Source organism: Flammeovirga sp. MY04 (genome assembly GCF_001682195.2).
Lineage (GTDB): Bacteria > Bacteroidota > Bacteroidia > Cytophagales > Flammeovirgaceae > Flammeovirga > Flammeovirga yaeyamensis.
Genome location: NZ_CP003560.2, coordinates 4,819,484 through 4,843,359, shown reverse-complemented (window position 1 = coordinate 4,843,359; position 23,876 = coordinate 4,819,484). Strand labels below are relative to the sequence as shown.

Here is a 23,876-nt window from a genome sequence, read left to right as displayed (position 1 = left end):
CCTGAAAAGGCATAATTATCACTAGCCCCAGAATTTATTCTGGGAACTTGTGATTGGGGACTATGATCTAGGATCCGGGATTGAGAAAACTGGAATCAATAAAATCTATTAATCCTTTAGATAAACCACCTTTACAAACCCAACAAACCATAATGATCCAACGATAATAGCAAAAATTGTATTTTTCCACCAAAAAGACCAAAAGCTAAAAATTGTAACCCTTCCTGAAGAACTATTAACTAATACATCAAGTTGTGTTCCTTCATAATAAGGCACGTACTCCATCAATGTCTCTTTTCGAGAATTATAATTTTCGTTTAGTTTAACTGTTATATAGTAAACAGTACCTTTGCGATATCTACTAGTTCCTCCTCCACCACTATAAAGTTCATAATTAACAACTTCTGCTGTAGTTTCATCTGAAGTAAAGTAAGCATATATATTGGGAAAATGTGATATAATTATAATTAAAAATAGTCCACCTAAGAGTATGGTTATGTTTTTCATGAATCAATCAGAAGTTTTTTGTTTGCTTGTTTAGAATTATCTCTAATGTAAAGAATAGCTAAAGCTTTATCAACGAAATACAGAAAATATTAATTGGATTATTTAAATTGTAGATGATCAATAATTTACAAAATATGAAACTTCTAATCCACATCTCCCTAATTCTATTACCATTCTATTCGTTTAGTCAAGGACTTTATGACATAATGGTTATAAACTATGAACAAGAAGGATATCCCTGTAACCTTGATTCTTTAGATGGTGAACCTGTGTATGACATTGTAGAAGCACCTGCTTCTTTTGAAGGTGGTATGCGAAGTTTTTATAAAATAATAGGACAAACTTTAACCTTCCCTGATGAAATGAAACAACGAGGGGCTGTAAAATTCTATTTCAGCTTTATTATTGATAAAAATGGTGAAGTTAGGAATTTATGTTGCTCTGAATCAATAACTGAAGAAAGCATAAAAGAATTCATAAAATTGATGAAAGGAAAATGGATTCCTGGTAAACAGAATAATAAAAAAGTTCATCAAAAAATGGTTTTAGCCTCCTCTGTTAAGTTTGGATAAACTTTTGATACATAACAATCAACAACACATTTTTTACTTTATTCTTCTGGCCCTGCCACCTATATGATACATAAAACAACACTACAAAATCAAACGGCTTCTTTTTTTGATATCTCTTCTGAAGGTACTCCTGCTCATTTTTATGGAGCGAACGGTTTCCCCTCTCATGTTTATGAAGAATTGCTGAATGAATTAAGCGGAACTTTTGCATTAAAAAGTCTTCTGCTCAGAGCTTGTTGGGATGATATTCCTACTCCAAAAGGTCAGGTAAAATGGCAAGTGTATGCAGACGATTTGATTGAATTTATCGAACAAAATTATGATGAACCCATTGTTGGCATTGGTCATTCTCAAGGGGCGACGGCTACTTTATTGGCCTACATCAAAAAGCCGGAATTGTTTAAAGAGTTGATATTAATTGAACCTGCTTCGGTATCAAAATTAATTCAACTTCTTTTTCATCCTCTTCCATTATGGATCAAAAAGAAGATGAAACCCATGATTGCTACTTTAGCTAAAAAAGAAAAATGGGAAGATACGCTCACATTTTTTGAATACTTGAGAGAAAATCAAGGGTACAAAAGATTCGACGATCAACAGTTGTTTTTATTGGCACAACGTAGCTTAAATACCAATTCAGAATTGGTGTTTCCTGCTTCTTGGGAGATGTTGAATTATGGACTTCCTGTCAACCTAGATCAAATTATTAAAAACGTAAAAGTCCCATTGAAGATTATTGCAGGCAAACCTTCTCTCTTCTTATCTGAGAAAGTGAGAAAGTATTGGAAGTCGCTAAATCCTAATCTAAACCTTGTGGAAATTACCGATTATGGGCATTTACTTCCTTTAGAAAATCCATCGATTACGGCTAAGGAAATTCTAAACCGTTAGTGACTTTCTGAAATCGGAAGGAGAGATATTGTATTCCGATTTAAATAATTTAGAGAAGTACCCGATATCGTTAAAACCGCAATCGTAAGCAATGTCTGAGATACGTTGATCAGTCACACGAAGTAAATTCTCAGCCTTCATCAAACGCTTTGTTTTGATGTATTGATTTGGACTTGTATTGAAAACAGTCTTGAACTTTCTTTTAAAAGTGGATAAACTCAATCCCGTAAAGAAGGCCAAATCTTGTATGCTCAAATCTTCGTAAAGATGGGCGTGAATCACTTCCTTAAAGTCATATTCCTTGGTTTGGAATAAGCTTTTCAACATCAATTTGATACTTCCGTCTTGATCTGAATTTAAAAGAATCATGATCAATTCCCTCATCTTGAGTTTGAGTAATTCCTCCGTCATCATTTCTTTATTTTCGAAATAGAATAACATAGAAGAGATAAACAACTCTATAGCGTTGTTAGGCTCAATACTCAGTATAGCCTTGTGGTCTTTACTTTCTTTTTGATGAAAGATGGATGGAATATCATCATCGTAAATCTCCTTTAGAAATTCTGGTGATAAGTTCGCAACAAAAACCTGTGATTTGGAAGCATCTTCATTCTCGTCCCAAATATTTACGAAGTTATCGCACTTCATGATAAACATATCACCTGATGATAACGAGAGGTGATGATCGGGAACATATAAATTCGTCGAACCATTAATAATTTTGACAAAACGGGCCTCATCCTGTAAAGTCGCATTGGCTTTAAAGGGCGGTTGGAATAGAGAGGTTCCAATCATGGGTTTGCCGATCATTTCAAAATTATAGAATTCGAAGCTCATGGGAGTTTGGGGATTAGGAGAGGTTGTTCTTTGCTTATGTGTGGTTAGAGTTATTTATCCACATGCAATTCGGAGGGGTTGCACCCCTCCTTGTGTATGGTGGTATATTTTGAGTTTATAGTCTTGGATGTGTTTAATCACTTTATAAATAATACTTTTTATTTTGAGTAAGTAATTACTGTATTATCGGATGGGTTACACCCATCTTTTGTGATTATATTGATCCAATTTCTATAATCAGTCAAATAACATTTAGAATGTTTTTGTCATGTTCTCGTTACAGACAATCGTAAACTCATTCTTTCCTTTGTTCGCTTCGTCTAACTTCGATAAATCAGCTTGCTGAACAAAAGAAATGACTGCACAATTGGCTTTTTTATAGTATTGATTCACATACCAAACTGTTCCTTCGTGATCTTTTGAGTGGAAGTTACCGTTGAAATGAATCATCATTTTATTCTTATTTTTCTTTACTGCTTTAGCAATACTATATCCCATTGTTGCGTCCTTGATGGCTTGTGCACAAACAAAGTTTTTGGCTTTTCCTTTCATTCCATGACCGGCCATCATTTGTTCCATCTCTTTGTAAGATGGTAAATCGAACGGCACTTCGATAGGTAGTGGAGCCATTAATTTTTGTGCTTTCTTATCCAATGTCTTTAATGTATCCAAGCCTTGTTTTGCGACTAGACTAGCATATCTTCTTGGCACATTGGTTGCAAAAAATGGAGCGTTAATTTCTTTGGCAAAATCTACTAAAGGTGCATAGTCTGTTTTATAGTTGTCCCATGCTTTTCCGTCTTTAATTAAAACGGCTTCCTTTACTAACCCTTTTAAATACTCATCCAATACCAACTGATTGTCTTTTTCGAACATCTCTGCCCCGAAAATCACTTGGTTGTCTTTTGCTTTGGCTAGAGACTTAGATAATTCGAATTGTAACCAATGGGCAATCGGGTTATTGTGCAATTCTCCAAAGAAAACCACGTTATAACTTTCCAATTGAGCCGACATCTCTTCGAATGTTACCTCTTTTCCCTCTTTATCAAAAATTTGATAGGCTTTTAATTGTGCATTCACCGTAAAAGAACTTATGATGAGAATTACTGATAAAAGAAGTTGTTTCATTGAATTTAGTAGAATTAAAAGTGTTTTATGGTGAAGTGATGTGCTTCACTTTTATGAATGTCGTGAAATAATTTATAATTCAAAAAAAAATGAATTGGTATGATTCTATTCTGGCCTTCTTATGGTTCGCTCCTCATGACGCGGGCACAGGTCGGGAGACCTGCGCCAGTTATTTTTTTATATACCATCAATATACACTGATTCGATTCATATAACCACATCATGCTTTTAATTATTCGGCGATGATTCTTTGGAATTTGAACATAGGGAAACCTTTCGTTCCTGAGTCCAAATCGTAGAAGTCAGTGAATACTAATTTGTATAATTTTTTATCAGATGATTCGATGATGTAATACTGATCTTCTACAATCTTATAAGTAAATGTTGCGAAGTCCAACGCTTTCCAATCTGAACCAATTGATGCTGCATCTGATGATAAAGTAATAGCTGATGCTTCTTCGAATGTAATATCATCATAAGACACGAAAGTCTGACCTTCACCTTCAATTTCTTCTTTATTTAATCGAATAGCTTTCACATTTGATGTATTGATTAAACCACCTGTCATATAATAAGGAGTGGCTGTTCCTTGGTCATCATAAGTGATACCGTGGTAATAGGTCATTACGATATCCCAACCTTCTGGACCTGCTCCTGTTGTGTTCTCTTCTGGAATATCAAATGTATAATACTCTACGTCGTTCCAATGTACCCCTGTTGTATCGGCGTTAGCATCTGCAGAAGCTGCATCCAAGTTTATATATACCTGACGGTTGTAATCTAACTCAGTAGTAACTACCGGTCCTCCTGGATATTGTTCTTTCTCAATTTCAACTACTGGCATTCCATAAAGTGATACTTGTAAATCGTGAGAAGATGTATCTTCAGGAACGATTGCTTCTGTATGGTCATCGCTGTTACAAGAAGATAAGATAGCAATAGCTGATAGGAATGTAATGAACTTTTTCATTGTTATAAGTTTAATTTTAGTGAGGTGTTGGCCTCGTTTACTTTTTGTTTAAATTGATTTTTAGAGAGACGAAATACGTTCTCCCCCATGCGATCAAAGAAGATGATCCTCCTGAATGTGCACCTCCACTAGCAGAGTTATTTACATTGGTGACATCCAAAATATTTTTCACCCCGGCAGAAACCGAGTACCTTTTATTCTTAAAGTTTTTGGTAGTAGAGAAGTTCAGCATACTGTAGGCATCTGTATACCCTTCATTCACCACTGAATTATTGTCTTCGTCTGTTCCCAATAACAACTGCGTACGTTTTCCGGTGTATTTGTAATCCAGTCTAGTCGATAAATCAATCGATGGCCAGAAGTAAGAAAGTGAGGAAACAAAATCGGTAGAATATCTAAAATCGAAGTTTCGGTTGTTTTCCAAATCATAGCTGATTCCCGTTAACGTCACCCCTCCATCTACTTTCAATTGATTATTAAAATTGTAGGATACTTTAAATGTTCCTCCCTGTGTTTTCTTCTGTGAGATGTTCATGTACACAAAAGAATTGCCTTCTCCTTGGGCCATATCAATCACATCAAATAAGTGGTTGTAAAACCCTGTTGCTTCAAATCTCAAAACAGACTTTGATGATAGATCAAGATCTTTATTCAGGTTGGCAGTTGCACTGTAAGACGTCTCTGGAATTAGATCTGGATTACCGTAGATTTCATGGTTAGCATCCACAAAATGCATGTACATTTCTTTAAGTGATGGAGCTCTAAAACCTTTTGCGAAAGAAAGGCGACCTGTCCAACGAGCTTCATTTTGATACTTTACGTGGGCAGAATAAATCAAAGGAGCATCAAATTGATTGTGATGAATAAATCTTGCTCCGGGTTGTAGTGACCAATTTTCATTCAACTCAATATTTAATTGCGTCCATAAAGAGTTTTCTGTCAAACGCTCGTCCCCTTTCATTTTAGAACCCTGCCCCGTTTCGTCGGTGAATTCGTAACCTGCATCAAACTTAAACCAATCATTTAATCGTTTTTCGTAAGACATTCGGGCATTCCAAGTTTGGAAAGCGTCGTAGGTATCATCACCTTGTTGTTCTTTTATACCTTCATCTAACTTTAGGAAATAAGTTTGACCGGTACGATCGTAAATATTGTAAGAGATCATCCCTTGGAAAGCATCTCCGTTCGAAAAGTTCTTGTTAAACTGACCATACACTGTTCCTCGATCTGTTGTATAATAGTTGTCGAATGCTCGAATCGGATTGGCATTATTGGTATAATTTCCAACAATCTGAAGGTCTTCTCTACTGAAACGACCACCTACTTTTGTGTTCCATCCTTTCCATTTATATCCATAATAGACATCTGCATTGTACTGGTCTTTTGGATTGAAAGACATCGCTCTTGTCGACTCATCAGGATTAAAACCATTGAACAATCTGGTTCCTGTATTCACTCCCCATTTATGTTGATTTTTTGCTCCAGAAACATTGGCATCCACACTAAATAACCCTACCGATTCGTAGTAAGTTTTAGCCGATGCATTCAGCGTCTTGTACTTATTTTCTTTAGTGATGATATTGATTGTTCCCGCCAAAGCATTGGATCCGTAGATCACAGACATCGGCCCTTCAATCACTTCAATATGATCTACAGAAGATACATCTAACTGACCTAAATCGATGTCACCACCTTGTCGACCCACTACGGGCATTCCATCAATCAGTATTTTTACATGCTGACCTTCCAATCCTTGCATGATGATTTTCGATCCTAATACGCCGTCTTGAGCAAGGTTGATATTCGGTTGAAATCTTAACGCATCCTGCACTGTTTGGGCGCCAATTTTTTCTAACTGTTTACCATCAATTACTTGAATTCTATAGATAGACTCGTCCACTGTTTGAGGTTGTACCGAAGCGGTTTTCACCACCTGATCCAACATCAGTAAATCCAACTTCATCTTCACCGTGGTATTCTGAGAGGATGGGCCTAATTCTACTTCTGCAGTTTTAAATCCCATATAAGATACCGTACAGAACGTTTTTTCTGATAATGACACTTTCGTCTGACCATCCACGTTGGTGACAAAATACGATTTAGCACCAGACTCTGTCAGCAAACAAACATTGGCTCCAGGCAATGGTAATCGATCATCATCTACTACAGTAATTTCAATATTCTGTTGTGCCCATAGGTTATATGGGAAGATGAAAAATAGTATGTAAATTAATTTTCTCATTGATAGGTTTTAAGCACGAACTACTTTCGGCTTTTGATTTATTTTTTTCGTTTTTGTCTTCTTTAGTTTGCCTTCTGATGCCATTTTTAAACTATCCAAAACACAACCGGTCGGACAGGCCATACGGCACCATAACATAGGGAATCGCATTGAGATGATGACAAAAGCAATCGAGATGTACAGCCAATAAGAAGAGAGCTCCATGCTGAACAAATCGGGAAACAATTCAAAGTTTCCGAATTTCTTATAACCATATACGAATCCCCCAAACAATACAACAGTAATTGCATATCTGATATACTCTGCTTGTTTGTTTGTGATTATCAATTTCTTTGATTTGAAGGGAGAGTATTTTAAAGTAAGCATTTGGGCTGCTCCAAAAGGACACACATAAGAACAGTAAGCGTTCTTTCCCCAAATTGCCGAGAATAATGTTAGTAAGGCATATAATGCTAAGAACAAAGAAAGTTCAGTTCCCATAAACGGCATCAAGAAAGTGATGTAGGTAAAAGAACTATTCATCCCAAACCCGATATAGGCCATTGTAAATAGTGAGACAAACAATCTGTTCTTCTTTGTCTTTTTGATCTGTGGAATCATAGCATAACCAAAGATGCAAGCAATCACAAATAGGTTAAAAATCCACCAATATGTCAGCTCAGCTTTAACACTAAAAGCTTCAATATTTTTATCATAATAACTCGCTAAAATCTGAGGGGCAGTAGTATGAAATGCTTCTGTTACCCCCTCAGCCATTGCTCTAGTCGTAATAGTAGCACCAGAAATAGCGTCGATAGTTTGTGCTGTTTCCTCTAAAGAAAGTCCTTGATATTGGTCCAGATATCCACTTCTTAAAATCTTTCTCAAATAACTTTCTGTTTCTTTAGAAGTGATGTAAGAAACTTCTCTAAGACTTCCTCCAAGAGAAGTTTCCATTCCCATATAAATCGGTCCGGAGAAACCTTGTACGGTGTTATGCATCATGTTTTCGAAATATAAAGACGATAATCGACCGCTTTGATAAATCTCCGCATAACATAGTTCTTCCTGCATTTTGATCACGATTTCTGCATCTTCATGCGATGCTTTTAATCGTTTCGACATGGCTTCAGCCCATTCTTTATTATGAAGGGATTCGCCCATATTATTAGAAAATGAGATCATTCCAGATGCTTTCACTACTTTTTTAGGAATAGCTCTCACCAATCCATATTCTCCCAACACATAGCTTTTCCCTTCCGAAATTAAACCTGATTCCTTAGTAGTTGACTTCACAAAATCAGTCACCAATTTAGGAGCAAAAAATTCATTTTCGATAGTAGAAATATTCTGGTGTAGATCGTTTCTTTCCAACGGTCCTTCAATAGCAAAATATAGGAAGGCCGATAGAATCACTAAAGTGATGGAAGTTTTACGGTAGTCTATTTTTAATTTCATTCTGAAATGATGTCGTGATCTTTCTCCGTACTAATTACCTGAGATGTATATTATTTTGTAGCGACTTCCTTATCTCCTCTAAGGTCAGCCATTGTTTCTTCTACAATTTTAACTACCCACTTATTGATATTGGCATCTGGAAGAATAGCATCTTGCTTGTACACCACTCTCTTTTGATCTTCTACCATATCAACACCATTTTGGATAATTTCTCCTTGGAAATGCTCATCGTTTGCTACCAATACTGGGATCACTATTGCTCTTTCTTCTAACTCCAGAATCTGATCAATCGCCTTTTTCGTTGGTTCTGATGAGTATCTTACCAAGTGACCACACCATCCGTAAGAGATAGAACCAATACCTGTTTGTGCTTTGAGGTAACGACCAATATCTTCTACCATTTTCTCCCATTGCTGGTTGAATTCAGCATCTCCGTAAGCAATTAGTGCCACACCTTCGTCGCCCGAACCATTTGATAATGCTTTTGCTCTACGCGTAATATTTTTCTTCAATACAGTAGGGTAATCCAATAATGGAGTTACCGTCACTCTAGCTTTAGAGGCATAAGTTTCAATTCCTTCTTCCTTTAAAGATTCCTTTACTTTAGGATCATTTGTTAGTCCTACAATGTTAGGAATATCGTTACTTGTGTGCGATGAGATCGTTAAAAAGATAGGCACCACAATAACTCTATCGTAGTTTTCCTCATCAAATTTCTTCATCTGCGTCGCAATAGAAGGTTCCGTGTACTCCATAAAAGCAGTTCTTACATCTGTAATCTCACCGCTTTTCATGATATCACTTCTAACATCCATTTCGATATCTGTTAACATCGTTCTCCATTGTTTTGAGTGAGAACCATGGTTCACTAGTAAAACTCCGATTTTTTCTCCAGCAACGTTTTCTGCTGTTTCAGTGTTTTTCTTTTTATTTTCTGAGCATGAAAAAAATGCTAGCGAAAGGATAAGTGAAAGTATTAGTGTGTTGAAAAGTTTCATCTTCTTATTTGTAATTAATCTAAATAACATCACAAATGTAGAGGCATCGTTTCAAGAAAGTTTATCGAAATCGGAAATGATTGTTACGAATAAGGAAAAAACATAATTAACTGTAAATCAATAATTACGAAAAGAGAAACATTTATCGAAATCGGAAAAATTTAAAAATATGGTTGAATATTATTTTTATTCAATCTAAATAAACATAAATTTGAGCATATTTTTCCAATTTAACTTATCAACAATATCTATGGTCGATAGTCAAACATCTATCGCATTAAATCAATTTATTAGTCAATTCTCAAGTGTTATATACGACAAAGAGGAGTTTGGATTACATATTCTAAAATCTACTCTTTTCATCGAAGACCGATTAAATAATTATCAAAAAATTAGGTTTACACACTTTAGTATTCATCAATTTATCTTAGATCTTGATGCTCCTTTGACATTAGAAATACCAAAAGGGAAAATGGGTGTTCTTTTTCATCCTTCATCAAATTCTATGATTATTAATTACTCTTCTCCGCTTATCAATCAAGGTATATTTCTTGGTAAAGATGATTGTCTATTGAACTTAAAACAAGGTCAACATTCTCTAATTTTTCTATTTTTTGATGATCAATATTTTGATCAAGGCATCTTTCATCCTGCATTAAAAAGTATGATGATGTCCTTATTCAAATCTAACTTTCCCCCTACTTTTCAAATCAAAAAAGATATTGAAAAGCTGATCGAAGAAATCTTTTCTACCAGTAAAAGAGGCGTTTGTCAGTTGATGTTTTTAAATGGAAAATTATTCGAATTACTCTCTATCATTTCAGATCAATTGATCAACACAGAGAGTAAAAGTACGCATCAATATAAAGCACAAATAGAAAAAGTAAAACAGACCATAGACGAAGAATTACACATACAATACTCCATTTCAGATTTAGCCAAATCTGTAGGCATCAATACCTCCTATCTAAAAAAGTACTTTAAGGAAACCTACGAAGAAACCATATTCGAATATGCCAATAGAAAACGAATGGAATTGGCCAAAAAACTACTCACTACCACCAATTTTAGTATCTCCTATATTTCTGAAAAAGTAGGGTATCAACATGCTTCTCACTTTTCTTATGCCTTTAAAAAGAATACGGGGCTGACGCCGAATCAGATGAGGACGAATTTTTAGGGGGAAATGAAAAATTAAAAGTTAAAAATGAAAAACGTAGTTAGTTAGGGTAGATTTGGAGTATTAAGGAGATTTATTTTTGGCACTTGCGTTAGCTCAACATTTCAAGTTTTTCATTTTTCATTTTTAACTTTTAATTTATTTCACTTACTTTGAGATACAAAGTACTTTTCAAATGGAGAATCAACAAGAATATATCAACGACCTTAAGGAGATCAAAGACATTATGAATCGTTCTACTCGATTTATGTCTTTGAGTGGTTTGTCTGGCGTAAGTGCAGGGATTTGTGCTTTAATTGGGGCTTATTTTGCTTATGAGCATTTGTATAAGATTGGCTATGAGCGAAACGAATTGGCATCGATTAATGTCAATTATCTTATTTTAATTGGTGCACTTACTTTTACGTCTGCTGTGGTTTCCTCTTTTTTCTTTACACATATTGAAGCAAAGAAAAATGGACAGAAGCTGTGGGATATGCAGGTAAAACGTCTCGTAGGTAGTTTCTTGATTCCTTTGGGAACTGGAGGTATTTTAACCTTAATTCTGGTAGCAAAGGGTTTTGTAGGGTTGGCCGCTCCGCTGACATTAATCTTTTACGGATTAGCTTTAGTTAACGGAAGCAAGTACACATTTTCTGATATAAAAAGCTTAGGAATTCTCGAAATTGTATTAGGTTTGTTAGCTACTCAATTTATAGGTTTTGGTATCTATTTTTGGGCTGTCGGATTCGGTGTATTGCACATCGCTTACGGGATATACATGTACTTTACAAATAACAGATAGTGAAAGACTTATTAAATAATTTAGATAAAGCTTTCGAAAATAAGGTTCGAATGGGGATTATGGCCGCTCTTGTTGTCAATGAGTACTTGGACTTTAATTCCCTAAAAGAACTACTGGGTGTAACAGACGGGAATTTGGCCTCACACCTAAAAAACTTGGAGAAAGTGGAATATGTCTCTGTCAAAAAAGAGTTTTTAAACCGTAAACCCAATACAAAATATTCTGCCACTGATATGGGTAAAATTGCCTTTAAAAGGCATATCAAGGCCATTGAAGATTTATTGAAATAATTTTTTTATTCATTCACTTTGAAATACAAAGTACTTTTAAAAAACATGAAGATCTTATAATTGTTGCAAATCAAAAAATAGAAATACTATGAAAGTAAAAATGATCCTACCTGCTTTAGCGGAAGCAGAAAGTCCTTTCTGGAGACCTATCAAATACTCTCTATTTCCTCCATTGGGTTTGGCTACTTTAGCTGCTTATTTATCGGATGATGACGAAATTGATTTACAGGATCAACATGTAGAAACATTAGATTTAAATGATTCTCCAGATTTAGTGATCATACAAGTGTACATCACCAATGCTTATCGTGCTTATAAAATAGCCGACCATTATAAAGCAAAAGGAGCTTATGTGTTATTGGGTGGGCTACATGTCACTTCCCTACCTGAAGAAGCGGCACCACATGCCGATACTATTTTCTTGGGTCCTGGTGAAGAAACCTTCCCACAATTTCTTAAGGACTTTAAGAATAAGCGACCGAAAAAAAGGTATAGTTCCTCTATAAGAACGCTGGAAACCATCCCTCCCATTCGTAGAGATTTAATTAAGAGAGAACGCTACTTAGTGCCTAACTCTATTGTGGTTACTCGAGGGTGTCCGCATCACTGCGACTTCTGTTATAAAGATGCTTTTTTCCAAGGTGGTAAAGGGTTTTATACCCAACGAGTGGATGATGCCCTTTCCGAAATTGATCGACTTCCTGGTAAGCATTTGTACTTTCTCGACGATCATCTTTTAGGGAATACCAAGTTTGCTACCCAACTTTTTGATGGCATGAAAGGAATGAATCGTGTCTTTCAAGGAGCAGCCACTGTCGATTCAATTCTTAGAGGCAATTTGATAGAAAAAGCAGCAGAAGCGGGTTTACGAAGTGTTTTTGTTGGTTTTGAAACCTTTTCCCCAGAAAACTTAAAGCAAAGTAATAAAAAACAGAACCTTCAAAAAGACTATATCAAAGCAGTAAATCGTCTACATTCCTTGGGCATAATGATTAACGGAAGTTTCGTTTTTGGTTTGGACGATGATGATCAGGATGTTTTTAAACGTACAGTGGATTGGGGCGTTGAAAATGGAATCACCACTTCGACCTATCATGTACTTACTCCTTATCCGGGAACAAAACTATTTTCTGATATGGAATCCCAAGGAAGAATAATGACCAAAAATTGGGACTTATACGATACCCGAAATGTAGTGTACAAAACCAACAAATTAACGGCACAAGAATTAAAAGATGGGTACGATTGGGCCTACAAAGAATTCTATTCATGGTCGAATATTTACACGGCTAGCATGAGTCACGACTCTATTAAACACAAGGTAAAACATCTTATGTACAGTGGAGGCTGGAAAAAGTTTGAGCCACTTTGGAACTTCATTATTAAATCAAGAAGTCTCAACAATATGCTTCCTCTCCTTGAATCCATTTTATCGAAAGTCAATTATTCTAAAGCAGATGATGAGACTGTAAAGAGCGTCATTCAAGGAGAAAAGAAAATCAATGCTCGTCCTATTATCAAAAAGTTAAATGAGGAGTATAAAGCCTCTTAAACATCAAATACTATGAAGTTATATATGCATCTCGTTTTCTATTTAGTCTATCAGTCCTTCTATTTTATCGAAAGAAAATACCTGAGACTAAAATCTAGAATTATCAATAAAAGCATCGACTTGATATTAAAAACGCTTTAATCTAAAAAAATTTACTCAATCACTTTGAAATTCAAAGTACTTTTAAAATTCATCAAAATGGAACAAATAGATAAAATGAAAAACTCGAACTTTAATCCGGTTATGGTCAAATTAGCTATCATTATAGTCATGATACTCTTGCTTTTGATCCCTGTATCCATGATCAAATCGATCATCATTGAAAGGGAATCACAAAATGAATTGGTGACCGAACATGTTTCTTCCAAGTGGGCAGATAAGCAAGAAATTAAAGGACCGATTCTAACCATTCCTGTTTCTTTTCAAACCATAGATAAAGAAGGACAAGTATTCAATTATGAGAAAAATTGGTACATCCTTCCGGATCAATTAAATATTAAAGGGAACGTTTCTTCTAAGTCGCTAGAGAAAAGTATTTACGAGGTGATTGTTTATGGTTCCATCATTGAATTGAATGGACATTTTGATCTGAACAAGCACTTAAATGAACCTCAGATTAAAGAAATACATTATGACAATGCCTTTCTTACCATCGGAGTATCAGATTTAAAAGGGATCAAAAATCAATTAAAACTAAACTGGAATGATGAGGCTATTTTAGCGCAACCGGGTAGTCAGATTCAAGGTGTAGTGAAGAAAGGGGTAACTGTTCCTGTAAAAATACAACAGGGAGAGGATTACAATTTCAAACTAAAAATGGATCTTCAGGGAAGTCAGAATCTCTCGTTTATTCCTTTGGGAGCAACAACCAACGTTGACATTACTTCCAATTGGACAGCACCTAGTTTTGTCGGAAACTTCCTTCCGGATAACAGAGAAATCAGCAGCGAAGGATTTACTGCTTCATGGAAGGTGCTTCAATTGAATAGAAATTTCCCTCAGGAATGGTTGGACGATAGAGCCAATAATCATCAATTGTACATGGATCAATCGCGTTTTGGAATGGACTTAATTGTGCCTTTGGACGACTACCAAAAAGCCATGCGTTCTTCTAAATATGGAATTATGACGATCGCCCTGACTTTCCTTATTTTCTTCCTTGTGGAAATCATGAATAAAACGAGAATCCACCCTTTGCAATATGCTATGGTTGGCTTGGCCTTATGCCTGTTTTATATCCTTTTAGTTTCCATTTCAGAGCACAGTAATTTCAATTTTGCTTTTGGAATTTCTAGTGTAGGCATTATTGGTATGATTTCCCTTTACTCCCTCACCCTATTTAAAAACAAAAAACTAAGCTTAATGCTCTCCCTTATTCTAATTGGCATTTATTGTTTCCTATTCACTACGCTACAAATGGTGGATTATGCTTTACTGTTAGGAGGAATTGGTCTTACAATAATACTTGGTGCAACCATGTTCTATACCCGAAAAATCAACTGGTACCAATTACAAATTGACACTCAATCATAAAAAAAAGACCAAGAATATTTCCTGATCTTTTTTAACTCTATTCATCTAACTAGAGAGGTGGCTTTATAGTCACCTCCATTTCTCTTTATATATTTTTAATCAGACAGTACGGCATAATCGCCATCTACCTCAGTGGTAATCATGTAGGTATTCGATTGCCATTTAAACTGACTATAATACGATTCTGCTAACAACAGTATACCCCTCATCATATCTCTTTTGGGTTGATGTGCACTTTCCATTCCCATCTTAATATAATTTTCAGATGATCTTGAAAATTCAAACAGATACCAAAGACCCTGTTCATCCAATATATTCAGTGTCTTTGATAACCCATACTTACTTAACAGGTCGCCCTCAATCTTACTCTCATTCATGGAAGAATTTTCGTGTAACCTCAATTGAATATGATACAATTCTTCTTCACCTAAAGCATATAAATAAGATTGCACCAACAAGGCATCATAATAATCGGGCACATCAGAATTTTCGAAAATACCGTGTTCCCTTTGGTTCACAAATTCTTTCATCCAACTCAAATGTTCTAATTCCTCAATCATTTCCGGATGATGCACAATTACCGAATCCAACACTTCCATATAGTGCAGTACCCGTTTTCGTTCATCAGAAATAGAATAAAATTTAAATAATTCAGACTTCGTTTTCTCTGTGAAATAATGATCGGTATATTCTTGTTCTGTAATTTCTAAAATGTTCTCTAAAGAGTCGGTATCCATTTCTTTTTGCTTCATAGAATACGCCAATGTTCCGGTAAGTACTCTTCGAAACTCTTGCATCCGCGACTGAAAATAGATATCTAAAAACTCCGGTGAATATGCTCCATAAAACGAGCTATGCATGGATTCTTTTAAGGAATTGACATACTGACCTTTTAATCCAAATCGGTTCTGAAAAATCGCTTTCGACTCGTGTAAATCATTCTGCATGATAGGAATCCAATATTTCATAGCAGATTCAGGAAATGGAACTGTCATGGTAATCGAAACTTTCACCTGACTGTCCTTCACCTTCGTCATCTTATCGGCTAACTGATGTGAAACCTTAGGCAGGATATGTTGGAATAACCTTTTGTTGAGTTTCATGGAATCCATCAAATTCCAACGGTTCAACTGTATGGTCTGTATTCTATAAATCGATTCTAAGTCCATAGGATCAAAACCAGGAATATCTATAGGTTGAGGTTCGTACAATGCAGCGGCATCTAAAAACACATCAATGCTTTGTTGACTTTCCAAGACCTCTTTAAACAGAAAAGAAAATATATTGGATACACGAATACAGCCTCCAGACAACTCATACCCCAATTGATCTTCTCTATTGGTTCCATGAATGTATATCAAGCGCTTGCTTGAATTACTGTTGTCGATATAGTTTAAATTCTCTCGATGGTTACGTAAATAATCTCTTGCCGATAAATCGATGTATTCATTTCCATCATTCTTACCTATCAAACCAAATTGATTGGAAGTGATAAACGCTCGCTCAATTTTAGTCGATTTTCTATACAGGTATTTCACTTCACCTTTATAGGATTGCCCTTTGATTTTGTGGAATACTTTATAGAAAGGTGAGGTAATGGTCTTGGCTTGCCATCCTTCTAAATCGTAATGGTTTACCACCTCAAAATAGCCTAAAGGACTTTTTTCTGATTCGTTCTTAAAACCGATACCTTTCCAAGCTGAAGATATATCCACTTCTACTAATGTACCCGTTTTCATGTCTACCAAATAACCTTTTTGGCCACCAACATTGGATCGTGATAAATTCCCGACAAAGGCAAACTGTTTTTCTTCTGTGGATTTTGATCGTAAATACTTTAAAGCTTTGCTTAACTTCTGATGCACCAACTCATAGTCTGTCGTATTTTGTTCTTTTGATAAAACACGCATACTGCATTTCATCTGCACCAAAAGATCTTTTTGATGTTCAGACAGGCGGGCATAAGAAGAAAGGACATCGTTAATAATATGCTCCGTATGCCCCTTTAATTCTTCGGGCATATACATTTCCAATTCTTTAAGTTTAGACACAACGTCGAGTGAGTAGACTTTTTTAGCAATTTCTACTTTGGATGGTCGTTCTGAATTGGCAAACACTACATTACTTATTAAAAATAGGGTAGTGAGGATTTTAATAGATCGCAGTGAGTACATAGCTAATCAGGGTAAAATCAGTTACAAGTTTTTGGGATAATTGTTGAATCTTGAGCTTTAATTTATCATCTAGAATTTAAAAAAAATGATTTAAAATCAAATGATCTGAATTGGTTTTAGAGTCTCAATATCAATTTGTTACAACATAATATTAGATAATTAAAGAAAAAAAAATCAGTTCTTTATAATTAACTTATCACCTTAACACAAAAGAGAAAAAAATAGTTGACTCAATCTCAGAATTAACATTTCAGAAAATAAAAAAGCCATCCTAATTCAATCATTAAGATGGCTTAATTTATAAATCTATAGCTGATGAAATTATAGTCCTAAATGAATTACTTTCGTCCAAACTTTAAGGAAATCGTTGATAAATTTATCTTCCGCATCTGCAGATCCATAAACCTCCGCTAGTGCTCTCAACTCAGAATTTGATCCAAAGATTAGATCAACGATTGTAGCCGAACGAACAATTTTATGTTGAGTTCTATCATAACCTAAAAACACGTTTTCATCTTCTTTGTCTTTCTGCCAAATGATGTTCATGTCTAATAAGTTTTTAAAGAAATCATTGCTAAGAGTATCTTCTTTGGTAGTAAAGACACCGTGCTTTTTACCTCCATGAATGACACCCATAGAACGTAAACCACCCAATAAAACTGTCATTTCTGGAGGCGTTAAAGTCAGCAAATTAGCTTTATCCAATAATAGATTCTCTGGAGAAGCAGGTACTTCTGGATTATAATAATTAATGAAAGCATCGGCACCCGGTTCCATTAAAGAAATCATATTCACCTCTGTATGTTCTTGAAGTGCATCAGTTCTTCCTGGGCAGAAATCGATCTTCACAGATTTACCAGCATTACTTGCTGCTTTTTCAATTCCTGCATTGCCTGCAATCACAATTAAATCGGCCAAAGATACTTTTTTGCCACTGCCATTAAATTGTTCTTGAATCTCTTTTAGCTTTCCTAGAACTTTATCTAATTGTTCCGGCTGATGAACTGCCCAATCTTTTTGAGGTACTAAAGCGATTCTTGCTCCATTTGTTCCTCCTCTTTTATCAGATCCTCTGTAGGTAGCAGCAGATGACCAAGCCGTACTGATTAATTCAGATAGGCTCAAGCCAGATGATAAAATTTGAGATTTTAATGATGCAATATCCTCCTCTTTCACTAGATCATGATCTACAGTGGGTACTGGATCTTGCCAAATTAGATCATCACTTGGTACTTCAGGTCCCAAATAATTTGATTTTGGCCCCATGTCTCTATGTGTCAATTTAAACCAAGCTTTTGCAAAAGCATCAGCAAATTCTAATGGATATTCGTGAAATCTTTTAGAAATTTTCTCGTAAGCAGGGTCGAACTTCAGAGACAAATCTGTAGTCAACATAGTAGGTTTGTGTTTTACTCCTTGCTCGTGGGCATCAGGCATTACTTCCTCTGCATCTTTCGCTACCCACATGTTTGCCCCTGCCGGACTTTTGGTTAATTCCCAATCGTATTTAAACAAGTTATCGAAGAAATAGTAACTCCATTTAGTTGGTGTTTGTGTCCAAATCACTTCAATACCACTGGTAATGGCATCTTTTCCTATACCCGAACCAAATGTACTTTTCCAACCTAAACCTTGCTCTTCTACTGCTGCTGCTTCTGGTTCAGGCCCCACATTGGCAGCATCGCCGGCACCATGACATTTACCAAAAGTATGTCCGCCTGCAATTAAAGCAACAGTTTCTTCATCGTTCATCCCCATACGAGCAAAGGTCTCACGAATATCTTTTGCAGCAGCTAATGGATCTGGATTTCCGCCTGGACCTTCTGGGTTGACGTAAATCAATCCCATTTCCACCGCAGCCAAAGGATTGTCTAAATCTTTTGATGGATTATCATATCGCTTTTTATCGGTTAACCATTCTGTTTCTTCTCCCCAGAATACATCAATTTCTGGTTCCCATACATCTTCACGTCCACCGCCAAAACCAAAAGTTTTAAAACCCATAGATTCCAGGGCAACATTTCCTGCTAAGATCATCAGGTCAGCCCAAGAAATCTTCTGACCATATTTCTGTTTCACAGGCCAAAGTAACCTTCTCGCTTTGTCCAAGTTGGCATTATCAGGCCAACTATTCAATGGAGCAAAACGTTGCTGTCCTGCACCTGCTCCTCCTCTACCATCTCCAATACGATAGGTACCTGCACTGTGCCAAGCCATACGAATAAAGAAAGGACCGTAATGACCAAAATCTGCTGGCCACCACTCTTGGGAATCTGTCATTACCTCATGAAGATCTTTCTTCAAGACGTCGTAATCTAGGCTTTCGAAAGCTTCTTTATAATTGAAGCCTTCATCCATGGGATTCGATAAAGAGGAATGTTGTCTAAGGATACTTAATTTTAATTGATTTGGCCACCAATCTGCATTCTGTGTGCCTCCACCTCCGTGGGCTTCTTTGCTGGATGTAGAATGAAATGGGCATTCGCCTGAGCTTTGTGAATTGTGTTCCATGTTAATTAGATAAAATGTTTATTTATGGGGTTATGTTGATGTTTACTTCTTTGATAATAGGATGATTGACTTTTGTATCAGGGTGCTTACATCAACAATATAAATACAAATACTGTAAATGCAAAGGAGGGTATTAAACAGAAAAAACGACTTATAAATAATGGGATAATACTTATAAATTTCAGGATTTTACCATCATGTTTCTAAACTCAGAAGGAGTGAGATCAGTATGTTTTTTGAAATAATTAGTAAAGTTGGAAGTCTCATCAAATCCTAATTGAAAGGCAATTTCCTTAATGGATAAATCTGTATATGACAACAGTCTTTTTAGTTCTAATACAATCCGTTCATCTAATAGTTGTTTTGGTGTTTTCAAAGTGGTTTCTTTCACTGCTAACGATATTTTCTTAGGATCTTCCGTTAGCTCACGAAATACATCACTTACTTTTGTTTTATAACTGATTTTTTCTTCTAATGTTTTATTAAACTTCATGCTAAGACCAACCAATTCAGATTGTTGGAACTTTACAAATCTTCTTTTTTCTTGCTCTATTTTTAAAATAATGGTTTTCAATAAAGACCTTAAACTCTCTTCGTATTCGAATACCTCCTTATTCTGAAAAGTCTGATAACAGATTTCGACCAACTGATTGATCTCCGAGGTACTATCAAGTAAAAAAGGTTGGATGAGTGTGTTGAAAGTAAGGAAGTCGTACAAATATTTCTGATCCACCTTTTCATGTACCAGAAAATTTGATGTAAATACAATCACATAACCTTTAATGTTTTGCTGCTTTTTAAAGGATTGAATCTGACCAATGATCAACGGAACGATAGAGTTCTTTTTTAATTTTAAATGATTGAAATCTACTTCGTGATCTCCACCTCCTTCGGTCACCAAAATAAATTGATGAAAATCCAATCGATGTGGATGGAATAGCTTTTCCCCTACTTTATCAAATACATCTTCTATAGGTTCAATATTAAATTCGATGTCTTTGTACCATTGCTTTTTATAATAGTGCTTCTGTATTTCCTTTGGATGATTCGTCATTATTAGGTGATAGTTTTTACTAGTGAATTAGTTGATTAACCTGATGCAGCAAAGATCTATAAAAAGAAAATACTGCTTGGGAATTGAAATCACTTAACTAAAGAATTTTCCGAATTCGTAATTAATTTTCTGATACAAACCGATAGAAATAATACATAAAAAAGTCATCGAATCTAGGAAACGATGACTTCACAATAGCTTATAAATGAAGAAATATTACGCCTTTAGTTAATAGGGACGGAAAAGCTAAATCCAGCAGAAATACTCTGTTCCTTCCCTTGAAAATCATGTATATATCCTACTCTAGGACAGATATAACCTAAATTTCCTACAGGTATAAAGTACATGACAAAGGCATCTACATAATCGTTTCCTAATTTAAATGTATCGCCTTTTAGAATGTCTTTAGAATACCCTCCTCCAAGGCCCCATTGTCTATTTTTTCCAAATAGGTAAGTGCCATAGAAAGCGACTGAACTCTTAAAGCTGTCGTTTACTTGTGTACCTCCTTCTAGTTTTGCGTACTCTTTTTCCCAATCGCCAATCACCGACATACCAATCATAAATCGGTCGGAAACATAGTGATTATAATCGGCACTCATGACAAATGAATGAGCATTTCTTTGTAGCACTCCCGACCCAGAAGTGGTGATCGATAAATATCCTTTAGGATGATCTTGTGCCAATGAGTTAAAGGCCACAGCCCCTAAAATAAATAGTGTGATTAAAATGTTTTTCATGTTTTAAAAAAAGATAGTTGTTCCTATTCGTACTGTATTACCATATTTTTCGTGAGCCATATGGAAAAGCTGCAATTGTACTTTCTTACTGATGAAATAGTTAAACTGAGTCTCTAAAGCAGTAGAGACCTCTGGGTTTCTGAAATCGGGCATCTGCCAGATTGGAGTGATTCTCATGAAGCTTTTATCACTAAATTTAATTGGAGTGATCACTTGGAAACTAGCTCCATGACTTACGGCCCCTGTAGTCATATGATGTCGGTATTGATAAGAAACAATGGGGAAAAACTGTATCCAATCCGTAGCAATAACACCTACTAAAACACCTGGAGAGATCATCCATCGATCGCTTCCTATACCAGACTGACCTGGCACAAAAACATCTACAGAGTAACCAAATGTTCCAAGTGTTTTTTCATAATTCTTATGTGTCACATGGAAAAATCGAGCTCTTACATCTCCAATTCCATAAGACCGTTGTCCTGTTTCTTTATTTTCTGTGGAGAAGACGGGTAATTCTACACTATAGAGAATGTTACTCCCTACGGTGCCGTTGTAAATTAATCGAGCACCTACCCTGCCGTCTTCATTAGATTCTACCACCGCATTTAACCTTCGGTAGAGATTGGTAGGTTTTGAGTTATCTATCTTTTCTTCCTCTTGAGCGTAGCTTTTATTTTGTAACAAAAATAAAGGAATAAAAAGAAATAAAAGTGTGGTAGGCCAACGCCTACTTCCATAGGCATGCCTAGGGTTGATGTTAAATAAGATCATATTCGTATTTGTTTTTTCGTACTTCACTTTTACAAGGGATGATAATCATGTAAAACCCTATTCACGGCATCAAAAAAATTTAAACTCAAACAATCTTTCCTTAAGACATTACTCAATTCAATAGTTGTATAAAAAAAATTATCAATGGTATAGGGGTTTCATTTTGCTTTTGCCCTACTATGAGTGAATCATCAATTACAAAAAAGTACGAATATGAAAAAGCACGTAAAATCTATCGGTTTCATTGCATCAGCAGTTACTTCATTATTTATTCTTAATGCTAGTTTCAAAGGTGTTGATCCAAAAGTGGAAACTAAACCAACACTTCAATACGAAAAATATGCTACGGCTAAGGAAATTGGTTTAATGGAAGGTTTCCCTACGGCAGTAGAAAAACAAGTCACAAAAAAGAATGCTTTATTAACTCCCCCATACAATAGATGGTCGTATTTACATATGAGAGAAATCTACCCTTCAGCTCCAATTAAAGCCGCAGAAAAAGGTATCGATTTAAAATCGAATATTGATATGAGCTTAGATGAAATTCAAGTCATTCATCCAGAAACTGAAGAGCACATTTCTATGGATACTTTCCTAAAACACACCTACACAGATGCCCTAGTGGTGGTAAAAGGTGATCAAATTGTTTACGAAAGATACGATAACGAAATGCATCCCAATCAACCTCATCAAATGATGTCAGTAACCAAATCTTTTGGTGGATTGTTAGGTTTATTGGCTGTTGAAGAAGGTAAACTTTCAGAAAATGATTTGGTCTCTGATCACATCCCTGAATTAAAAAAATCATCTTCTTTTGCCGATGCTACTTTTCAACATGTATTGGATATGACCAACTCAATGGATTTTAATGAAGACTATGCCGATCCTTATTCTGGTATTCGTCAATATGGAGCGGTATTAGGTTGGACAGAAAAAGTAGAGGGAATAAAATACAAAGACAATTTATATGATTATTTACAGACTCTTGAAAAGAAAGAAGGATTAGTACATGGTGCTCAATTCAATTACAACACGCCTAAAACAGATGTAGTCAATTGGGTAACGAACCGTGTAAACAATCAATCGTTCCAAGAAGCAATGCATGACCAATTATGGTCGAAAGTAGGTACTGAAGGCGATACCTATGTGTTGTTAGACAACAATGCTACTTTAGTTGCTGGTGGTGGTTTAAATGCTACTCCATATAACTTGGCTCGTTTTGCAACGATGATGATTAACGATGGTAAATTTAACGGTCAACAAGTAGTTGCTCCATCAGTCATCAAAAAGTTGCAGGAAGGTGGTAACATCAAAGCGTTTGATAACGGATCGGAATCTCATGATACTATTATGCCAAAAGGCGAATGGAGTTACAGAGCTCAGTGGTGGATCAAACATACAAAAGGTCAGGAAGCAGTAATGGCTATCGGTATTCACGGTCAGTGGATATACCTTGATATCGAACATCAAATTGCCATTATCAAACAATCTTCTCAACCTGTATCTAAAGATGATGTGTTGAATGCGATGGACTTGAATGGGTTTTATGCTATCGTTAATCACTTAAAATAATACACATTCACTATAACTTTAATAGAAGAAAGAAGGCTGATACAAAAATGTATCAGCCTCTATTAGTTAAAAAAACTATACCCAAGATGGTATATTGCTAATAAAAAAAACCAAGATCTAAAAACAGCTA

The 23,876-nt window shown here is 35.6% G+C and carries 20 protein-coding genes; 8 read left to right on the top strand and 12 right to left on the bottom strand.

Annotation, left to right across the window (positions count from 1 at the left end):
* Nucleotides 1–108 precede the first annotated feature (108 nt).
* Entirely contained in the window at nucleotides 109–507 is a 399-nt protein-coding gene (locus tag MY04_RS19415; protein ID WP_066212437.1) for a hypothetical protein, read from the bottom strand.
* A gap of 134 nt (nucleotides 508–641) precedes the next feature.
* Between MY04_RS19415 and MY04_RS19410 the strand changes: the two genes are divergently transcribed.
* Together MY04_RS19410 and MY04_RS19405 are read left to right on the top strand one after the other, a co-directional pair.
* Entirely contained in the window at nucleotides 642–1,079 is a 438-nt protein-coding gene (locus MY04_RS19410) for a hypothetical protein (RefSeq protein ID WP_158297784.1), read from the top strand.
* 63 nt (nucleotides 1,080–1,142) lie between these two features.
* Complete coding sequence (locus MY04_RS19405; protein ID WP_066212434.1) at nucleotides 1,143–1,970, top strand: alpha/beta fold hydrolase; 828 nt, start codon at nucleotides 1,143–1,145, stop codon at nucleotides 1,968–1,970.
* Here the strand turns inward: MY04_RS19405 and MY04_RS19400 are convergent.
* The 6 genes from MY04_RS19400 to MY04_RS19375 form a co-directional block, all read right to left on the bottom strand.
* Complete coding sequence (locus MY04_RS19400; protein WP_066212432.1) at nucleotides 1,959–2,807, bottom strand: helix-turn-helix domain-containing protein; 849 nt, start codon at nucleotides 2,805–2,807, stop codon at nucleotides 1,959–1,961. The two genes, MY04_RS19405 and MY04_RS19400, sit on opposite strands and share 12 nt — an antisense overlap.
* 252 nt (nucleotides 2,808–3,059) lie before the next feature.
* The gene (locus tag MY04_RS19395) at nucleotides 3,060–3,935 is read right to left on the bottom strand and encodes a ChaN family lipoprotein (protein ID WP_066212430.1); all 876 of its coding nucleotides are present in this window, start codon (nucleotides 3,933–3,935) and stop codon (nucleotides 3,060–3,062) included.
* A gap of 232 nt (nucleotides 3,936–4,167) precedes the next feature.
* Nucleotides 4,168–4,905, bottom strand: a complete 738-nt coding sequence (locus tag MY04_RS19390) for an HmuY family protein (RefSeq protein ID WP_066212428.1) — start codon at nucleotides 4,903–4,905, stop codon at nucleotides 4,168–4,170.
* Nucleotides 4,906–4,942: 37 nt separating this feature from the next.
* Nucleotides 4,943–7,147 (bottom strand): TonB-dependent receptor, encoded by a 2,205-nt coding sequence (locus tag MY04_RS19385; RefSeq protein WP_066212426.1) that lies wholly within the window; start codon nucleotides 7,145–7,147, stop codon nucleotides 4,943–4,945.
* A gap of 9 nt (nucleotides 7,148–7,156) precedes the next feature.
* The gene (locus MY04_RS19380) at nucleotides 7,157–8,584 is read right to left on the bottom strand and encodes an FMN-binding protein (protein ID WP_066212424.1); all 1,428 of its coding nucleotides are present in this window, start codon (nucleotides 8,582–8,584) and stop codon (nucleotides 7,157–7,159) included.
* A gap of 50 nt (nucleotides 8,585–8,634) precedes the next feature.
* Nucleotides 8,635–9,582 (bottom strand): sirohydrochlorin chelatase, encoded by a 948-nt coding sequence (locus tag MY04_RS19375; RefSeq protein WP_066213471.1) that lies wholly within the window; start codon nucleotides 9,580–9,582, stop codon nucleotides 8,635–8,637.
* A 250-nt stretch (nucleotides 9,583–9,832) separates the two neighbouring features.
* Between MY04_RS19375 and MY04_RS19370 the strand changes: the two genes are divergently transcribed.
* The 5 genes from MY04_RS19370 to creD all read left to right on the top strand — a co-directional run bounded on the left by MY04_RS19370 (nucleotide 9,833) and on the right by creD (nucleotide 14,921).
* Nucleotides 9,833–10,762: a helix-turn-helix domain-containing protein gene (locus tag MY04_RS19370; protein ID WP_066212420.1), complete on the top strand. Its 930-nt coding sequence runs from the start codon at nucleotides 9,833–9,835 to the stop codon at nucleotides 10,760–10,762.
* A gap of 175 nt (nucleotides 10,763–10,937) precedes the next feature.
* Nucleotides 10,938–11,546: a hypothetical protein gene (locus tag MY04_RS19365; RefSeq protein WP_066212418.1), complete on the top strand. Its 609-nt coding sequence runs from the start codon at nucleotides 10,938–10,940 to the stop codon at nucleotides 11,544–11,546.
* The gene (locus MY04_RS19360) at nucleotides 11,546–11,836 is read left to right on the top strand and encodes a winged helix-turn-helix domain-containing protein (RefSeq protein ID WP_066212414.1); all 291 of its coding nucleotides are present in this window, start codon (nucleotides 11,546–11,548) and stop codon (nucleotides 11,834–11,836) included. Before MY04_RS19365 ends, MY04_RS19360 begins: the two co-directional genes overlap by 1 nt.
* An 88-nt stretch (nucleotides 11,837–11,924) precedes the next feature.
* Nucleotides 11,925–13,388, top strand: coding sequence for a B12-binding domain-containing radical SAM protein (locus tag MY04_RS19355; protein WP_084005976.1), 1,464 nt, complete (start codon nucleotides 11,925–11,927; stop codon nucleotides 13,386–13,388).
* Nucleotides 13,389–13,604: 216 nt separating this feature from the next.
* Nucleotides 13,605–14,921, top strand: coding sequence for a cell envelope integrity protein CreD (creD, locus tag MY04_RS19350; protein ID WP_066213469.1), 1,317 nt, complete (start codon nucleotides 13,605–13,607; stop codon nucleotides 14,919–14,921).
* 95 nt (nucleotides 14,922–15,016) lie between these two features.
* Here the strand turns inward: creD and MY04_RS19345 are convergent, their stop codons facing one another.
* The 5 genes from MY04_RS19345 to MY04_RS19325 all read right to left on the bottom strand — a co-directional run bounded on the left by MY04_RS19345 (nucleotide 15,017) and on the right by MY04_RS19325 (nucleotide 22,174).
* Nucleotides 15,017–17,095: a L,D-transpeptidase gene (locus MY04_RS19345; protein WP_084005974.1), complete on the bottom strand. Its 2,079-nt coding sequence runs from the start codon at nucleotides 17,093–17,095 to the stop codon at nucleotides 15,017–15,019.
* Between the two features lie 321 nt (nucleotides 17,096–17,416).
* Nucleotides 17,417–19,606 carry a catalase/peroxidase HPI gene (katG, locus tag MY04_RS19340; protein WP_066212409.1) on the bottom strand — a complete coding sequence of 730 codons (2,190 nt, stop codon included), beginning with the start codon at nucleotides 19,604–19,606 and terminating at the stop codon, nucleotides 17,417–17,419.
* A 181-nt stretch (nucleotides 19,607–19,787) separates the two neighbouring features.
* Nucleotides 19,788–20,660: a helix-turn-helix domain-containing protein gene (locus tag MY04_RS19335; protein WP_066212407.1), complete on the bottom strand. Its 873-nt coding sequence runs from the start codon at nucleotides 20,658–20,660 to the stop codon at nucleotides 19,788–19,790.
* A 224-nt stretch (nucleotides 20,661–20,884) separates the two neighbouring features.
* On the bottom strand, nucleotides 20,885–21,400 hold the full coding sequence (locus tag MY04_RS19330; RefSeq protein WP_066212405.1) for a hypothetical protein: 516 nt from the start codon (nucleotides 21,398–21,400) through the stop codon (nucleotides 20,885–20,887).
* Nucleotides 21,401–21,403: 3 nt separating this feature from the next.
* Entirely contained in the window at nucleotides 21,404–22,174 is a 771-nt protein-coding gene (locus tag MY04_RS19325; protein ID WP_066212403.1) for a hypothetical protein, read from the bottom strand.
* 213 nt (nucleotides 22,175–22,387) lie between these two features.
* On the opposite strand from MY04_RS19325, the gene MY04_RS19320 reads away from it, so the two are divergent.
* Nucleotides 22,388–23,746, top strand: a complete 1,359-nt coding sequence (locus MY04_RS19320) for a serine hydrolase domain-containing protein (RefSeq protein WP_066212401.1) — start codon at nucleotides 22,388–22,390, stop codon at nucleotides 23,744–23,746.
* Nucleotides 23,747–23,876: the final 130 nt, after the last annotated feature.

What these genes read in the sequence shown, in the direction of transcription:
- MY04_RS19400 (WP_066212432.1), bottom strand. Translation starts at nt 2,807, where the DNA reads ATGAGCTTCGAATTCTATAATTTTGAAATGATCGGCAAACCCATGATT.
- katG (WP_066212409.1), bottom strand. Translation starts at nt 19,606, where the DNA reads ATGGAACACAATTCACAAAGCTCAGGCGAATGCCCATTTCATTCTACA.
- MY04_RS19320 (WP_066212401.1), top strand. Translation starts at nt 22,388, where the DNA reads ATGAAAAAGCACGTAAAATCTATCGGTTTCATTGCATCAGCAGTTACT.
- MY04_RS19345 (WP_084005974.1), bottom strand. Translation starts at nt 17,095, where the DNA reads ATGTACTCACTGCGATCTATTAAAATCCTCACTACCCTATTTTTAATA.
- MY04_RS19365 (WP_066212418.1), top strand. Translation starts at nt 10,938, where the DNA reads ATGGAGAATCAACAAGAATATATCAACGACCTTAAGGAGATCAAAGAC.
- creD (WP_066213469.1), top strand. Translation starts at nt 13,605, where the DNA reads ATGAAAAACTCGAACTTTAATCCGGTTATGGTCAAATTAGCTATCATT.
- MY04_RS19335 (WP_066212407.1), bottom strand. Translation starts at nt 20,660, where the DNA reads ATGACGAATCATCCAAAGGAAATACAGAAGCACTATTATAAAAAGCAA.
- MY04_RS19415 (WP_066212437.1), bottom strand. Translation starts at nt 507, where the DNA reads ATGAAAAACATAACCATACTCTTAGGTGGACTATTTTTAATTATAATT.
- MY04_RS19375 (WP_066213471.1), bottom strand. Translation starts at nt 9,582, where the DNA reads ATGAAACTTTTCAACACACTAATACTTTCACTTATCCTTTCGCTAGCA.
- MY04_RS19405 (WP_066212434.1), top strand. Translation starts at nt 1,143, where the DNA reads ATGATACATAAAACAACACTACAAAATCAAACGGCTTCTTTTTTTGAT.
- MY04_RS19410 (WP_158297784.1), top strand. Translation starts at nt 642, where the DNA reads ATGAAACTTCTAATCCACATCTCCCTAATTCTATTACCATTCTATTCG.
- MY04_RS19370 (WP_066212420.1), top strand. Translation starts at nt 9,833, where the DNA reads ATGGTCGATAGTCAAACATCTATCGCATTAAATCAATTTATTAGTCAA.
- MY04_RS19380 (WP_066212424.1), bottom strand. Translation starts at nt 8,584, where the DNA reads ATGAAATTAAAAATAGACTACCGTAAAACTTCCATCACTTTAGTGATT.
- MY04_RS19390 (WP_066212428.1), bottom strand. Translation starts at nt 4,905, where the DNA reads ATGAAAAAGTTCATTACATTCCTATCAGCTATTGCTATCTTATCTTCT.
- MY04_RS19395 (WP_066212430.1), bottom strand. Translation starts at nt 3,935, where the DNA reads ATGAAACAACTTCTTTTATCAGTAATTCTCATCATAAGTTCTTTTACG.
- MY04_RS19325 (WP_066212403.1), bottom strand. Translation starts at nt 22,174, where the DNA reads ATGATCTTATTTAACATCAACCCTAGGCATGCCTATGGAAGTAGGCGT.
- MY04_RS19385 (WP_066212426.1), bottom strand. Translation starts at nt 7,147, where the DNA reads ATGAGAAAATTAATTTACATACTATTTTTCATCTTCCCATATAACCTA.
- MY04_RS19355 (WP_084005976.1), top strand. Translation starts at nt 11,925, where the DNA reads ATGAAAGTAAAAATGATCCTACCTGCTTTAGCGGAAGCAGAAAGTCCT.
- MY04_RS19330 (WP_066212405.1), bottom strand. Translation starts at nt 21,400, where the DNA reads ATGAAAAACATTTTAATCACACTATTTATTTTAGGGGCTGTGGCCTTT.